Source organism: Microbacterium sp. B24 (assembly GCF_000333415.1).
Classification (GTDB): Bacteria; Actinomycetota; Actinomycetes; order Actinomycetales; family Microbacteriaceae; genus Microbacterium.
Window position 1 is genome coordinate 1 of sequence record NZ_BADB01000547.1, and the last position, 13,367, is coordinate 13,367.

Genomic DNA, 13,367 nt, shown 5'->3' on the forward strand with positions numbered 1-13,367 from the left:
AGCTCGGTCCCGGGGATCCTCTAGAGTCCGAGTCTTGAAGCATCACGCCCAGCAAGAAAGAGGTAGACCGTGTCGGTTTCCATCAAGCCGCTCGAGGACCGCATCGTCATCAAGCAGGTCGAGGCTGAGCAGGTCACGTCCAGTGGCCTCGTCATCCCTGACACCGCCAAGGAGAAGCCCCAGGAGGGCGAGGTCGTGGCCGTGGGCCCCGGCCGCATCGACGACAACGGCAACCGCGTGCCGCTCGACGTCGCCGTCGGCGACCGCGTCATCTACAGCAAGTACGGCGGCACCGAGGTGAAGTTCGGCGGCGACGAGTTCCTCGTCCTGTCGGCCCGCGACGTTCTGGCGGTCGTCGTCCGCTGACGATCGCACACGACGATGGCCCCCGGCAAAGTCCGGGGGCCATCGTCGTTGACGCGGATTGGCGGAGGAACGACGACCAACGGCAGGATGCCTCGGCATCCGTCGGTCCGAACATGTCACGACCGTCGTAGGCTTTCTCTCATGACACCCGCCGAGACCGCACGTGAAGAGCGGCGCGGGGGGATCTCCGCCTTCGCGGCGTACTTCCTCTGGGGATTCATGCCCCTCTACTTCCTGCTGCTGGCGCCCATCGGGCCGTGGGAGATCGTCGTCTGGCGCATTCTCTTCTCCCTCGCGTTCTGCGCGATCCTGCTGACGCTCACCCGCACGTGGGGCAAGCTCATCGCGATCCTGCGTGATCGACGGCTCGTGTTCTGGACGATCATCGCGGGCCTGCTGATCTACGTGAACTGGCAGGTGTTCCTGATCGGCATCCTCACCGGGCACGTCATCGAGGGAGCCTCGGGTACTTCATCAACCCGATCGTGACCGTGCTGCTGGGCGTGATCGTGCTGAAGGAGCGTCTGCGGCTGGCGCAGTGGATCGCGATCGGGTTCGCGGGCTTGGCCGTGATCGTCATCATCGTCGCCTACGGATCGTTCCCCTGGATCGCGCTGACCCTGGCGGCGAGCTTCGGCACCTACGGTCTCGTGAAGAAGCAGATCGGTCCTCGGGTCGATGCGATCAGCGGCCTCACCCTGGAATCTCTCTGGCTCACCCCGATCGCCCTCATCCAGCTGGTCGTGGTCGCCGCCACCACCGGCCTCGTCTTCGGCACCCAGGGCGCCGGGCACACCGTTCTCGTCACCCTTGCCGGCGTCGTCACCGCTGTTCCGCTGCTGCTGTTCGCTGCGGGTGCGCGACGGGCGCCGCTCACCGTGATCGGCTTGCTGCAGTTCGTGGCCCCCATCCTGCAGTTCATCACCGGCGCGTGGATCCTGCACGAGCCGATGCCGCTCGAACGCTGGATCGGGTTCGCGCTGGTGTGGGTCGCGCTGGTCGTGCTGAGCGTCGATTCCGTGGTGTCGTCGCGGCGGGCCCGAAACGTCTCGGACGTCGCCGATCTGGTCTGAGAACGTCTCGACGACGTGAGCGGCGCCCGCGCGACGTTCATAACGATTGCGTCGCGGTGCTTCTCTTCGATGCGTGCGCGAAACATCCTGGTGACACAGCAGGTTTAGCGTTCAAGCCAGACCGCGGAGCCCGTGCGCCGCGCGATGTCATCGAAGAAAGGGAAGAACCCATGGTTCATCGCAACAAGGCGCTCATCGCCGCGTTTGCGCTCGCGGGCGCCGCGTCGCTCGCCCTCGCAGGGTGCTCCAGCTCGGGCGGAGGCGGCACCACGTCGGCTCCCACGGCAACCTCGACGGGGTCGGCGGACCCTGCCGCCGCCTGCAAGCCCGGCACGCCCTCGACCGGACCGTTCACTCTCGCGACGATCCTGCCGCAGACCGGTTCGCTGGCCTACCTCAACCCGCCCGCCGAGGCCGGCTATGGCCTCGCCGTCGAAGACATCGACGCCGCCGGCGGCGTGCTCGGCCAGCCGATCAAGGTCGGCCCGATCACCGACTCCGGCGCCTCGTCGGACCTGTCGGTCTCCACCGCCTCGGCTGCGCAGATCGCCTCCTCCGACGCGCAGGTCGTGCTCGGTGCCGAGTCCTCGAGCGTCAGCCTCAACTTCGTCGACACCATCGTCTCGAAGTGCAAGGTGCAGATCTCGCCCGCGAACACCGCGACCGAGCTCTCCGGTTACTCCAGCTACTACTTCCGCACCGCTCCGCCGGACAACGGTGCAGGGCTCGGCGCTGGGCAACCTCGTCATCGGTGACGGCGTCCAGAAGGTCGCGTTCATCGTCTTGCAACGACGCGTACGGCACCGGCATCCGCCCCTTCTTCGTGTCTCGGCGCGCAGCCGGCGGGTGAATATGCCCGCCGCGGCATCCGTTCTCCCGTCGCCAGCGCCGTCAACAGATGCGGACGCGGTCAACGGATGCGGATGCCGTGCCGGTCGGCGTCCGCATCCGTTGCGCATCTCCGCATCCAAAGCCGCGCGCATGCAGAAGGGGCCTCGCCGACACGGCGAGGCCCCTTCTGTCCCTGAGCGGTCAGTCCGAGTGCGACGCCTCGACATCCGCGGCGAGCGTGCCGAGGTACAGCTCGATGACCTTCGGGTCCTTCGCGAGTTCGCGTCCCGCGCCCTCGTAGGCGTTGCGGCCCTGGTCGAGGACGTACGCGCGGTCGCAGATCTGCAGGCAGCGACGAGCGTTCTGCTCCACCTTGATGATGGTCACACCGGTCTTGTTGATCTCCCGCGTGCGGATGAACGTCTCGTCCTGGCGAACGGGGGACAGGCCCGCGCTGGGCTCGTCCAGCAGCAGCACCTTCGGCTTCATCATGAGGGCTCGGGCCATGGCGACCGACTGGCGCTCGCCGCCGGAGAGCGATCCGGCACGCTGCTTGCGATACTCACCCAGCATGGGAAAGAGCTCCCAGATCTCGGAGACTCGGCTCTGGGACTCCATATGCCGCAAGAACATGCCCATCTGCATGTTCTCCTCGATCGTCAGGGAGGGAAAGACGTTGTTCGTCTGGGGAACGAAGCCGATCCCCGCCTGCACCAGCTGGTTGGCCTTCTGGTTGGTGATGTCCTCGCCCTCCAGCGTCACGGCGCCGGAGCGGACGTTGACGAGGCCGAAGAGGGCCTTCAGCAGCGTCGACTTGCCGGCGCCGTTGGGGCCGATGATTCCGACGAGCTCACCCGGAAACGCCTCCAGGGTGCAGTCGTTGAGGATGTTGACGCCCGGCAGGTAGCCGGCGACGAGGCTGTCGGCCTTGACGACCGGCGTCGCCGTCGGTGCCTCGGGCGCAGCCGCGGCGGATGGCATGCTCATTTGTGGTCGTCCTCCTGCTCGGCCTCGGCTTCGACCTCGGCCTCGATCTGGGTGATGAGGCCCGTGTTCACGGCGGCATCGTCGCCGAGATCGGTGTCGTGATACGCGCCCAAGTAGGCGTCGATCACGGCCGGGTTCTTCATGACGCGCTCCGGATCGCCCTCGGCGACGACCTCGCCCTGGGCCATGACGACCACCCAGTCGGAGATGTGGCGCACCATGTGCATGTCGTGCTCGACGAACAGCACGGTCGTGCCGTCGTTGCGCAGCGCCTGGATGTGCTCGAGCAGGCTCTGCGTGAGCGCGGGGTTGACCCCGGCCATGGGCTCGTCGAGCATGATCATCTTCGGATCGCTCATCAGGGCCCGAGCCATCTCGAGAAGCTTCTTCTGCCCGCCGGAGAGGCTTCCGGCCATGTCATCGCGCTTGGTGTCGAGCTTGAAGCGCTGCAGCAGCTCCTCGGCTTTGGCGATGTTCGCCTTCTCGGCGCCGCCCCACAGTGGCTTGACGAGGCCGACCGCCAGGTTCTCACCGGGGTTGTCCTTCGCGCCGATCAGCATGTTGTCGAGCACCGTCATGCGCGACAGCGCCTTCGTCAGCTGGAACGTGCGCACCATGCCGGCGCGGGCCACCTTGGATGCCGCGGTGTTGCCGAGCGTGCGCCCGTCGAAAGACCACTTGGCAGCCTCGGCCGGCGAAGGCCCCCCGAAGAGCTTCTTCGCCGACGACGGCTTGTCGAAGCCGGTAATGAGGTTGAAGAACGTGGTCTTGCCGGCGCCGTTCGGGCCGATCAGCGCCGTGATCGCGCCGCGCTGCACCTCGAGGTGGTCGACGTTAACGGCCGTCATGCCGCCGAAGCGTCGCACGATGTTGTCGACCACCAGGATGGGATCGGGCTTGGCCGAGCCGGGCGTCTCCGCGACGTTCAGCAGCGTGGAGCGGATGGCCTGTGTGATCGCGCCGGGCTCCTGCGAGACCGGAACGGCGCGGTCGGCGGTCTGGTCAGGCATTGAAGCTCAACTCCTTCTTATTGCCGAGGATGCCTTGTGGTCGGAAGATCACCAGCAGCATGAGAGCGATGCCGATCAGCACCCACGACAGCCACTGCGTCTGCTGCGTGTTGAGGATCGACGCCGGGATGTACTCGCCGGCGATCTGCACGATCGCGATGCGCACGACGAAGAAGATGATCGATCCGAGCAGCGGGCCGAAGATCGTGGCGGCGCCGCCCAGCAGCATGATCGTCCACAGGTTGAACGTGAGCGGGCGGCCGAAGCCGTCCGGCTGCACGGAGGCCGGCAGCACCACCAGGATGCCGGCGATGCCGCCGAGCACACCGCCGATGATGAGCGCCTGCATCTTGTAGGAGTACGAGCTCTTGCCGAGGCTGCGTACGGCGTCCTCGTCCTCGCGGATGCCCTTGAGCACACGACCCCACGGGCTGCGCATGGCCAGCCAGGTGAACAGCAGGGCGATGGCGACGAGGGTCCACGCGACCAGGCGCGTCCACCAGTCGTTGCCCGACCCCGGGTCGGTGTTGGGGTAGGAGAACCACAGGATCTGCGTGGTGCCCGGAGGCAGGATCGACAGGCTCGTGAACGCCCCGCGGTATTCGGGTCCGACGAGGCCCGTCGACCCGCCGGTCACGTCGGCGAGGGCGGACAGGCGTCCGACCATGCGCACGATCTCGGCCGCACAGATCGTGACGATCGCGAGGTAGTCGCCGCGCAGTCGCAGGGTCGGGATGCCGAGCACGAAGGCGAAGACGACACACGCCACGATCGCGACGAGAACCCCCAACCAGAAGCCGCCGCCGTTGATGACGGTGATGGCGAACCCGTAGGCGCCGAGGAGCATGAAGCCCGCCTGCCCCATGTTCATGAGCCCCGTGTACCCGAAGTGGATGTTGAGGCCGATCGCCGCGATGACGTACGCGGCGGTGATCGGCGCGATCGCGGTCTCGGTGAGCTGCTGCAGCAGCGTGATCCAGAAGTCCATGGCCCTCTCCTTAGCCGACTCGCTCGGCGCGGCCGAAGATGCCCTGCGGCCGGAACAGCAGGATGACGATGAGCAGTGCGAGCGCCGTGGCGTACTTCAGATCGCCCGGCAGCCAGATGTTCGTGAGTTCGACGATGAGGCCGATGACCATCGCACCGGCGAACGCGCCGAACGCGGTGCCGAGCCCGCCGAGGGTGACGGCTGCGAACAGCAGCAGCAGCAGTTGGCCGCCGGTCTCCCAGCCGATGCCGTTGAGCACGAGGCCGAGCAGCACGCCGGCCAAGCCCGCGAGGCCCGAGGCGAGGATCCACACGCCACGGATCACCTTGTCGACGTCGATGCCGGATGCCGAGGCCAGCGCCGGGTTGTCGGAGACCGCGCGGGTGGCGCGACCGAAGCGCGTGTACATCAGGCCGAGCCCGACCGCCGCGATGGCGACGATCGCGATTCCCATCGCGACGTACGACTGGATGGTCAGGGTGACGCCGAAGATCGTCACCGTGGCGGGGTTCGACTTGTCGATGCGCACCGTCCCCGCGCCGATCCACAGCTGCACGACGTACTGCAGCGCGATCGACAGGCCGATCGACACGATCATCATCTGGGTCAGGCTCAGCCGGCGCCGCCGCAACGGCTTCCACAGCCCGGCATCCTGCACCCATCCCAGCGCCGCCATCACGATGACGGCGAGGCCGCCACCGAGCCAGAGGTTGCCGGTGAGCGAGGTGAGGAACCAGGCGAGCACACCGCCGATGGTGACGAGCTCGCCGTGGGCGAAGTTGCTGAGGCCGGTGGTGCCGAAGATGAGCGACAGTCCCAGCGAGGCGAGTGCCAGAAGCAGGCCCAGGCGGATGCCCTGCACCGCTTGCTGCCAGAACCGCGGCCAGTCGAACGCGCTCGCGCTGGCGGCGGCGCCGTCCGGGCTGTCGGAGAGCTTGAAGATCGCCGAGACGTCGGAGTGCAGCGTCACGCTGACCTCGCGCGAGTCGGCGCCGTCGAGGTACTGGCCCTGGGCGAGTGTCGCGGCATCCACCTTCACCGTGTAGGTGCCGTCCTTCGTGACGGCGAACACCCACCGTCCGGCGCTGTCGGTCGTCGTGGTCGGGCTGGCGCCGACGCCGGGGCCGGAGATCGTCAGTCCCACACCCACCGCGGGTGAGCCGTCGCTCTGGCGGATCGTGCCCTGCACGCACGCCGTGGACGCATCGGCGGAGCACGATGCCGCGGCGGCTGCGGCGGGCTGTGCCGGCAGCAGCACCGCCAGCATCGTGATCGCGGCGAACAGAAGGGAGACGAGGAGGGCGACTCGTCGTCGCGGATGGACCCCGAGTCTCGCTGAGGACACGAGCATGGCACTCCACTCTGAAATCGACGGCGGCCATCCGGACGGTCGCTCGTTGGTGGGTCGAGGCTACGACCCGGATGTGTCGCGCGTGTTTCGCACAAGAACGTCGTCGCTCCGTCGTTGGAGCTTCGTCGGGGTGCGCATCGTCGCGTGGAGAAACGCTCCCTCAGATGCCGCCCCGCGTCAAGAGGCGAAACGTTCACGTGAACGTATCGAGATGTCCGGGGCGAGCCGCGCGCCGGACGGGCCGGGAGTATCCGCGGAATGCGCGGAGGTCGCCGCGACTTACAATCGGTACACCCGCCTTTCGCGCGCGCGATACAGACGCGACCCGCGCGCCGCACATGCCAGACACAGGAGAGCACGTGGAGCACAACGACCCGTTCGGTTTCGTCGGATTGACTTATGACGACGTGCTCCTGCTGCCGGGGCACACCGACGTCATCCCCTCCGAGGCCGACACGTCGTCGCGGGTCACCCGCCGCATCACGGTCGCCACCCCGCTGCTGTCGGCGGCGATGGACACCGTCAGCGAGGCGCGGATGGCCATCGCCATGGCTCGCGAGGGTGGACTCGGCATCCTGCATCGCAACCTCGCCATCGCCGAGCAGGCCGCGATGGTCGACCAGGTCAAGCGCAGCGAGTCGGGCATGATCACCGACCCGATCACGACCACTCCGGACGCGACGATCGAAGAGGTCGACACGCTCTGCGGCCAGTACCGGATCTCGGGTCTTCCCGTCGTCGACGAGGAGGGGCGACTGCTGGGCATCATCACCAACCGCGACATGCGCTTCGTCTCGGGCTTCGAGCGCCAGACGACGAAGGTTCGCGACGTCATGACCAGCGAGGGCCTCGTGACCGGTCGCGTCGGCATCGGCGCCAACGAGGTCATCGCCCTGTTCGCGCAGCACCGCGTCGAGAAGCTGCCGCTCATCGACGATGACGGCAAGCTCGCGGGCCTCATCACGATCAAGGACTTCGACAAGAGCGAGAAGTACCCGCTGGCGACGAAGGACGACCAGGGGCGCCTGCGTGTCGGTGCGGCGATCGGCTTCTTCGGCGACGCGTGGGAGCGCGCCGAGGCCCTGCGCGACGCGGGTGTCGACGTCATCGTCGTCGACACCGCCAACGGGCAGTCTCAGGGTGTCATCGACATGGTCCGTCGTCTCAAGGCCGATGAGTCGTTCGCGCACATCGACGTCATCGGCGGCAATGTCGCGACCCGGGAGGGCGCGCAGGCGCTCATCGAGGCGGGCGTGGATGCCGTCAAGGTCGGCGTCGGCCCGGGTTCGATCTGCACCACCCGCATCGTCGCGGGCGTCGGCGTGCCCCAGGTCACCGCGATCTGGGAGGCCTACCAGGCGGCGCGCGGGGCCGACATCCCGGTCATCGCCGACGGCGGTCTGCAATACTCGGGTGACATCGCGAAGGCGCTCGTCGCCGGTGCCGACACCGTCATGCTGGGATCGCTCCTGGCCGGCACGGACGAGTCGCCCGGTGAGATCGTCTTCCAGGGCGGCAAGCAGTTCAAGCTCTACCGAGGCATGGGATCGCTCGGGGCGATGCAGACTCGCGGCAAGAAGACGTCGTACTCGAAGGACCGCTACTTCCAAGCGGACATCCCGAGCGACGACAAGCTGATCCCCGAGGGCATCGAGGGTCAGGTGGCCTATCGCGGCCCGGTGTCGGCCGTGGCCTACCAGCTCGTCGGCGGCCTGCGGCAGTCGATGTTCTACGTCGGCGCCCGCACCATCGAAGAGCTGAAGGCGCGCGGCAAGTTCGTCCGCATCACCGCGGCCGGGCTCAAGGAGAGCCACCCGCACGACGTGCAGATCGTCGTCGAGGCGCCCAACTACAAGCGCTGAGCGCGGCCCGCCGCATCCGCGGCCGCCGCATCCGTGGTGTCACGAACTCCGCAGATTCGCACGAACTCCGCATCCATTCGCGTTATCGGGTGCGGAGTTCGTCACATTCTGCGGGGTTCGTGAACCAGGCTCGCGTCGGAGCAGGTCTGCCCGGTTCGCGCGGGCGGGCCGCGACCGGTTAGGCTGGTCGGCTCTGCGCCCGCACCGCGGCGAGGGCGGAAGGACCCGCTGTGGGCTACATCGACATCGCCGCCGTCTCCTTCGTGCTGCCGGACGGCCGACCGCTTCTCGACGAGGTGACGTTCCGGGTGGCCGACGGCAAGACGACGGCCCTCATCGGCCCCAACGGGGCCGGCAAGACCACGCTCCTGCGCCTCATCCGCGGTGAGCTCGCCCCGCAGTCCGGCGTCGTCACGATCGACGGCGGGCTGGGTGTCATGGACCAGTTCGTCGGTCACGGCACGGCGGAGCAGTCCATCCACGATCTGCTCGTCTCGGTCGCCCCGGCGCGCGTGGGCGCGGCGGCACGGGAACTCGAGGATGCCGAGGCCGCCATCATCGAACGCGACGATCTCGACACGCAGATGCGCTACGCGAGCGCGCTCGCGGACTACGCCGAAGCGGGCGGCTACGAGTACGAGACCGTCTGGGACACCTGCACGATCGCCGCTCTCGGCATCCCCTTCGCCCGTGCCCGCTTCCGCGCGTTGACCAGCCTCTCGGGCGGCGAGCAGAAGCGTCTCGCGCTCGAAGCGCTGCTGCGCGGACCCGACGAGGTGCTGCTGCTCGACGAGCCCGACAACTACCTCGATGTGCCCGGCAAGCGCTGGCTCGAAGAGCGTCTGCGCGAGACCCCCAAGACCGTGCTGCTCGTCTCTCACGACCGCGAGCTGCTGGCGCGTGCCGCCGACCGCATCGTGACGTTGGAGCCGGGCGGCGCCGGCAGCAGCGCCTGGGTGCACGGCGGCGGCTTCGACGGCTACCACGCCGCGCGCGAAGACCGGATGGCCCGACTCGACGAGCTGCGCCGCCGGTGGGATGAGCAGCACCTCAAACTGCAGCGGTTCGTCGCCGACATGAAGGCGAAGGCGGCCGCCAGTGACGAGTTCGCCTCCCGTTACCGTGCCGCCCAGACTCGGCTTCGTCGTTTCGAAGACGCCGGCCCGCCCGAAGAGCGCCCGCCCGCGCAGAACCTCGATCTGCGCCTGCGCGGAGCGCGCACCGGCAAGCGCGCGGTCGTCGCCGAGCAGCTGGAGTTGACGGGCTTGATGAAGCCGTTCGACCTGGAGGTCTGGTTCGGCGATCGCATCGCCGTGCTCGGCTCGAACGGGTCGGGCAAGTCCCACTTCCTGCGGCTGCTGGCTCGCGGCGGCACCGATCCCGACGCTCTCCTCGGCCACGTCACCGAGGTCGGCGCCGCGCTCGAGCCGGTCGCCCACCGGGGGCGCGCCGTGCTCGGCGCTCGCGTGCGGCCCGGATGGTTCGCTCAGACGCACCGCCATCCCGAGTACGCGGGGCGCTCGCTCCTCGACATCCTCCACCGCGGCGACGACCGCAGATCCGGGATGCCGAGGGATGCCGCAAGCTCGGCGCTCGACCGCTACGGCCTGGTCCGTCAGGCGGAGCAGGGCTTCGACAGTCTCTCGGGCGGCCAGCAGGCGCGCTTCCAGGTGCTGCTGCTGGAGCTGTCGGGCGCGACGCTGCTGCTGCTGGACGAGCCCACCGACAACCTCGACCTCGTGTCGGCGGAGGCGCTCGAAGAGGCGCTCGGCCGGTTCGAGGGCACGGTGCTGGCGGTCACGCACGATCGCTGGTTCGCGCGTTCCTTCGATCGCTTCCTGGTCTTCGGCGCGGACGGTCGGGTCGTCGAGTCCGATGAGCCGGTCTGGGACGAGACCCGGGTGGCGCGGGCGCGATAGGGGCGCGCTCGGGGTCGTCGCTCAGGCGCTCGGCAGACGGAACGGCTCGGCTGCGCGCGCGTCGGCATCGAGCACGAGATCCGCGAGGGTGGCCCCCACCCCCGGCGCGAACTTGAAGCCCTGCCCCGAGAATCCGGCGCCCACCACCACCGGTCCGACCCGGTCGAGCACGAACGCCTCGGTCGGTGTCGTCGTATAGGTGCAGGAGATCGGCACGGCGGTGTCGGCGTCGAGGCCGGGGAACCACTCGCGGACGTAGTCGCGCAGCTCGCGCTGGAGCACCGGCCGGTGCGGGCGCCGGTCGGGATCGACCTCGTCGCCGATGCCGTGGAAGCCGACCTTCACACCCTCGCGGGGCGTCGGCATGCCGTAGACGTTCGCCGGCTGCGAGCCCGGAGCGACGAAATGGTTGAACGAGGGCCAGGGGTCCGTGGAGGTCGCCGTGAAATGCGCCGGCGTCTCCTCCGTCACCCGCAGCGGCGGGAGGGGGATGCCGAGGTCGGCGAGAAGCCCCGAGGTCCAGGCGCCCACGGTCACGACGAGCACGTCGGCGCGCAGCGTCTCGGCGTCCGTCACCACGGTCGCGCCGTCGGCATCGGGCGCGACCGCGCGCACCCGCGTGTTCCACCGCACCTCGCCGCCGCCGGCGACGATGCGGCGCTCGAGCTCGCGCAGGGTCGCCGCCGCCCGGGCGACGCCGGCGTCCGGTGAGAACAGCACCGTGTCCTCGAAGCGCATCCCCGGCCAGCGCCGGCCGGCCGTCGCGCCGTCGAGGATCTCCGCCGGGATGCCGCGGGAAGCCAGCTCGCTCGCGATCGCCGGCAGATCGCGCGCCGTCGCACTGCCGAGCGCGAGTCCCGACCCGTGCGAGACGAGCCCGTGCAGTCGCAGCAGCGGTTCGCCCTCCACCGTGCCGAGCGCGTCCCAGCCCTCGCGCGCGCGGACGAGCAGGTCGAGGTAGTGGGCGTCGCCGTACGCATTGTTGAAGTTGCGGGTCTCGCCGTGCGAGGCGCCCTCGTGGTGGCCGCGGGCGAACCGCTCCAGCACGATCGGGCGCTCGCCGCGGCGCACCAGCTGCCACGCGGTCGCCAACCCCATGACTCCGCCGCCCACGACGATGATGCGTTCCGACATGGCATCCCTTCTCCCGGTGCTCCCATCCTGCCGCGCCGACGCCGGAGGGTGAGGGCGGGCTCCGCGAGTAGGCTGAGGGGGTGACCATGGAGATCGAGCTCGGCCGCGCCAAGCGCGCCCGCCGTGCCTACGCGTTCGACGACATCGCGGTCGTGCCTTCGCGGCGCACCCGCAACCCCGAAGACGTCTCGACCGCCTGGTCGATCGATGCCTTCGGCTTCGAGATCCCGGTGCTGGGGGCGCCGATGGACTCCGTCATGAGTCCGCGTACCGCCGTCATGCTCGGCCAGCTCGGCGGGCTCGGCGTGCTCGACCTCGAGGGCGTGTGGACCCGCTACGACGACCCCGAGCCGCTGCTCGCCGAGATCGCCTCTCTGCCGGCATCGGAGGCGACCCGCCGGATGCAGGAGCTGTACGCCGAGCCCATCAAGCCCGAGCTTGTGCGCGACCGCCTCGCCGAGATCCGCGAGGCGGGGGTCACGGTCGCCGGATCCCTCACGCCTCAGCGCACGCAGGAGCTGTACGAGACCGTCGTCGCCGCCGGCGTCGACCTCTTCGTCATCCGCGGGACCACGGTGTCGGCCGAGCACGTCTCGAGCGTCGACGCGCCGCTGAATCTCAAGAAGTTCATCTACGACCTCGACGTGCCCGTCATCGTCGGCGGCGCCTCCACCTACACCGCGGCGCTGCATCTCATGCGCACCGGCGCGGCCGGTGTGCTCGTCGGCTTCGGCGGCGGAGCGGCCTCGACGACCCGTGCGACCCTCGGCATCCATGCGCCGATGGCGACGGCCGTCGCCGACGTCGCCGGCGCGCGCCGCGACTACCTCGACGAGTCGGGCGGCCGCTACGTGCACGTCATCGCCGACGGTGGCGTCGGCACGTCGGGCGACATCGTCAAGGCGCTGGCGATGGGCGCGGATGCCGTCATGCTGGGCGTCGCGCTCGCGCGCGCGACCGACGCGCCCGGCCGTGGATACCACTGGGGCCCCGAGGCGCACCACCCGAAGCTGCCGCGCGGCAAGCGCGTGGAGGTCGGGCAGGTCGCGCCGCTGGAGGAGATTCTCTACGGCCCCGCCCCGGTCGCCGACGGCACCGCGAACCTCATCGGCGCGCTGAAGAAGTCGATGGCCACCACCGGGTACTCCGACCTCAAGGAGTTCCAGCGCGTCGAGGTCGTCGTCGCGCCCTACATGGCAGGTCGATGACCGCGGAGCCGTTCCCGCCGACGCTGCGCGAGGTCATGCTGCGCCCCTGGTGGCTCGGCATGCTCGTGTTCGCCCTCGTCGTCGCGGCGGTGTTCGCCTGGCTCGGCCAGTGGCAGCTGGGCATCACGTCCGCGCCTGAGAGCACGATCGTCTCCCCGTCGAGGAAAGCGCCGTATTCGGGCTGGGACACGAGCCAGACCCAGGCGGCGATCTCCTCCGGCGTCGCGACGCGACCGAGCGGAATCGACGCCGCGGCGGCCTCCATGCGTCCGGTCGCCGCGTTGCCGGGGGTCGCGACCCAGCCCGGCGCGATGCCGTTGACGCGGATGCCGTCGGGCGCCAGTTCGAGCGCGAGAGCCTTCGTGAGCATGACGACGGCAGCCTTCGACGCACCGTAGAGCAGTTGGCCGCGTGAGACCGTGAACGCATCGACCGACGCGAAGTTCACGACGGAGGCGCCGCGACGCAGGCGTGGCCGGGCCGCGGCGATGACGTTGAGCACGCCGAGCACGTTGATGTCGAAGATGCGCCGGTAGGTCTCCTCGTCGTACGTCGCGAGGGTGGTCGGGCGGGTAGACGCCCGCGATGTTGGCGACCACATCGATGCCCTCGTCGCCCGACAGCGCCCCATCGATGGC

At 69.2% G+C, this 13,367-nt stretch carries 10 protein-coding genes and 3 pseudogenes; 7 read left to right on the forward strand and 6 right to left on the reverse strand.

Annotated elements, in window-relative coordinates; all coding sequences use genetic code 11:
* Nucleotides 1-69 precede the first annotated feature (69 nt).
* From groES to I5I_RS15890, 3 genes and pseudogenes are all read left to right on the forward strand, one after another.
* Nucleotides 70-366 carry a co-chaperone GroES gene (gene groES / locus I5I_RS15880; protein WP_005050391.1) on the forward strand — a complete coding sequence of 99 codons (297 nt, stop codon included), beginning with the start codon at nucleotides 70-72 and terminating at the stop codon, nucleotides 364-366.
* Between the two features lie 141 nt (nucleotides 367-507).
* Nucleotides 508-1,439: pseudogene (gene rarD / locus I5I_RS15885) on the forward strand (EamA family transporter RarD).
* 170 nt (nucleotides 1,440-1,609) lie between these two features.
* Nucleotides 1,610-2,194 carry an ABC transporter substrate-binding protein gene (locus tag I5I_RS15890; protein ID WP_239640143.1) on the forward strand — a complete coding sequence of 195 codons (585 nt, stop codon included), beginning with the start codon at nucleotides 1,610-1,612 and terminating at the stop codon, nucleotides 2,192-2,194.
* Between the two features lie 277 nt (nucleotides 2,195-2,471).
* Here I5I_RS15890 and I5I_RS15895 read toward each other — a convergent pair whose 3' ends face one another.
* The 4 genes from I5I_RS15895 to I5I_RS15910 are packed head-to-tail and all read right to left on the reverse strand — an operon-like array spanning nucleotide 2,472 to nucleotide 6,606.
* Nucleotides 2,472-3,257 carry an ABC transporter ATP-binding protein gene (locus I5I_RS15895; protein WP_036322106.1) on the reverse strand — a complete coding sequence of 262 codons (786 nt, stop codon included), beginning with the start codon at nucleotides 3,255-3,257 and terminating at the stop codon, nucleotides 2,472-2,474.
* Nucleotides 3,254-4,267, reverse strand: a complete 1,014-nt coding sequence (locus I5I_RS15900; RefSeq protein WP_036322109.1) for an ABC transporter ATP-binding protein — start codon at nucleotides 4,265-4,267, stop codon at nucleotides 3,254-3,256. Before I5I_RS15900 ends, I5I_RS15895 begins: the two co-directional genes overlap by 4 nt.
* On the reverse strand, nucleotides 4,260-5,255 hold the full coding sequence (locus I5I_RS15905; RefSeq protein ID WP_036322111.1) for a branched-chain amino acid ABC transporter permease: 996 nt from the start codon (nucleotides 5,253-5,255) through the stop codon (nucleotides 4,260-4,262). Before I5I_RS15905 ends, I5I_RS15900 begins: the two co-directional genes overlap by 8 nt.
* A 10-nt stretch (nucleotides 5,256-5,265) precedes the next feature.
* Nucleotides 5,266-6,606 (reverse strand): branched-chain amino acid ABC transporter permease, encoded by a 1,341-nt coding sequence (locus I5I_RS15910; protein ID WP_036322115.1) that lies wholly within the window; start codon nucleotides 6,604-6,606, stop codon nucleotides 5,266-5,268.
* Between the two features lie 359 nt (nucleotides 6,607-6,965).
* On the opposite strand from I5I_RS15910, the gene guaB reads away from it, so the two are divergent.
* Both guaB and I5I_RS15920 read left to right on the forward strand, forming a co-directional pair.
* Nucleotides 6,966-8,468, forward strand: a complete 1,503-nt coding sequence (gene guaB / locus I5I_RS15915; RefSeq protein ID WP_036322118.1) for an IMP dehydrogenase — start codon at nucleotides 6,966-6,968, stop codon at nucleotides 8,466-8,468.
* Between the two features lie 230 nt (nucleotides 8,469-8,698).
* A complete protein-coding gene (locus I5I_RS15920; RefSeq protein ID WP_036322121.1) occupies nucleotides 8,699-10,387 on the forward strand; it encodes an ABC-F family ATP-binding cassette domain-containing protein in 1,689 nt (562 codons plus the stop codon).
* Nucleotides 10,388-10,408: 21 nt separating this feature from the next.
* Here I5I_RS15920 and I5I_RS15925 read toward each other — a convergent pair whose 3' ends face one another.
* The gene (locus tag I5I_RS15925; protein WP_036322124.1) at nucleotides 10,409-11,521 is read right to left on the reverse strand and encodes an FAD-dependent oxidoreductase; all 1,113 of its coding nucleotides are present in this window, start codon (nucleotides 11,519-11,521) and stop codon (nucleotides 10,409-10,411) included.
* Between the two features lie 86 nt (nucleotides 11,522-11,607).
* Between I5I_RS15925 and I5I_RS15930 the strand changes: the two genes are divergently transcribed.
* A complete protein-coding gene (locus I5I_RS15930) occupies nucleotides 11,608-12,729 on the forward strand; it encodes a GuaB3 family IMP dehydrogenase-related protein (protein ID WP_016463524.1) in 1,122 nt (373 codons plus the stop codon).
* A pseudogene (locus I5I_RS17740) lies at nucleotides 12,726-12,851 on the forward strand (SURF1 family protein); the annotation flags it as partial. The gene I5I_RS15930 and the pseudogene I5I_RS17740, both read left to right, overlap by 4 nt.
* Before the next feature lie 80 nt (nucleotides 12,852-12,931).
* Here the strand turns inward: I5I_RS17740 and I5I_RS17745 are convergent.
* Nucleotides 12,932-13,360 (reverse strand): annotated as a pseudogene (locus I5I_RS17745) (SDR family NAD(P)-dependent oxidoreductase); the annotation flags it as partial.
* Nucleotides 13,361-13,367: the final 7 nt, after the last annotated feature.

Coding starts and splice junctions, on each gene's coding strand:
- I5I_RS15890 (WP_239640143.1), top strand. CDS start 1,610: ATGGTTCATCGCAACAAGGCGCTCATCGCCGCGTTTGCGCTCGCGGGC.
- I5I_RS15925 (WP_036322124.1), bottom strand. CDS start 11,521: ATGTCGGAACGCATCATCGTCGTGGGCGGCGGAGTCATGGGGTTGGCG.
- I5I_RS15905 (WP_036322111.1), bottom strand. CDS start 5,255: ATGGACTTCTGGATCACGCTGCTGCAGCAGCTCACCGAGACCGCGATC.
- I5I_RS15900 (WP_036322109.1), bottom strand. CDS start 4,267: ATGCCTGACCAGACCGCCGACCGCGCCGTTCCGGTCTCGCAGGAGCCC.
- I5I_RS15895 (WP_036322106.1), bottom strand. CDS start 3,257: ATGAGCATGCCATCCGCCGCGGCTGCGCCCGAGGCACCGACGGCGACG.
- I5I_RS15910 (WP_036322115.1), bottom strand. CDS start 6,606: ATGCTCGTGTCCTCAGCGAGACTCGGGGTCCATCCGCGACGACGAGTC.
- I5I_RS15930 (WP_016463524.1), top strand. CDS start 11,608: ATGGAGATCGAGCTCGGCCGCGCCAAGCGCGCCCGCCGTGCCTACGCG.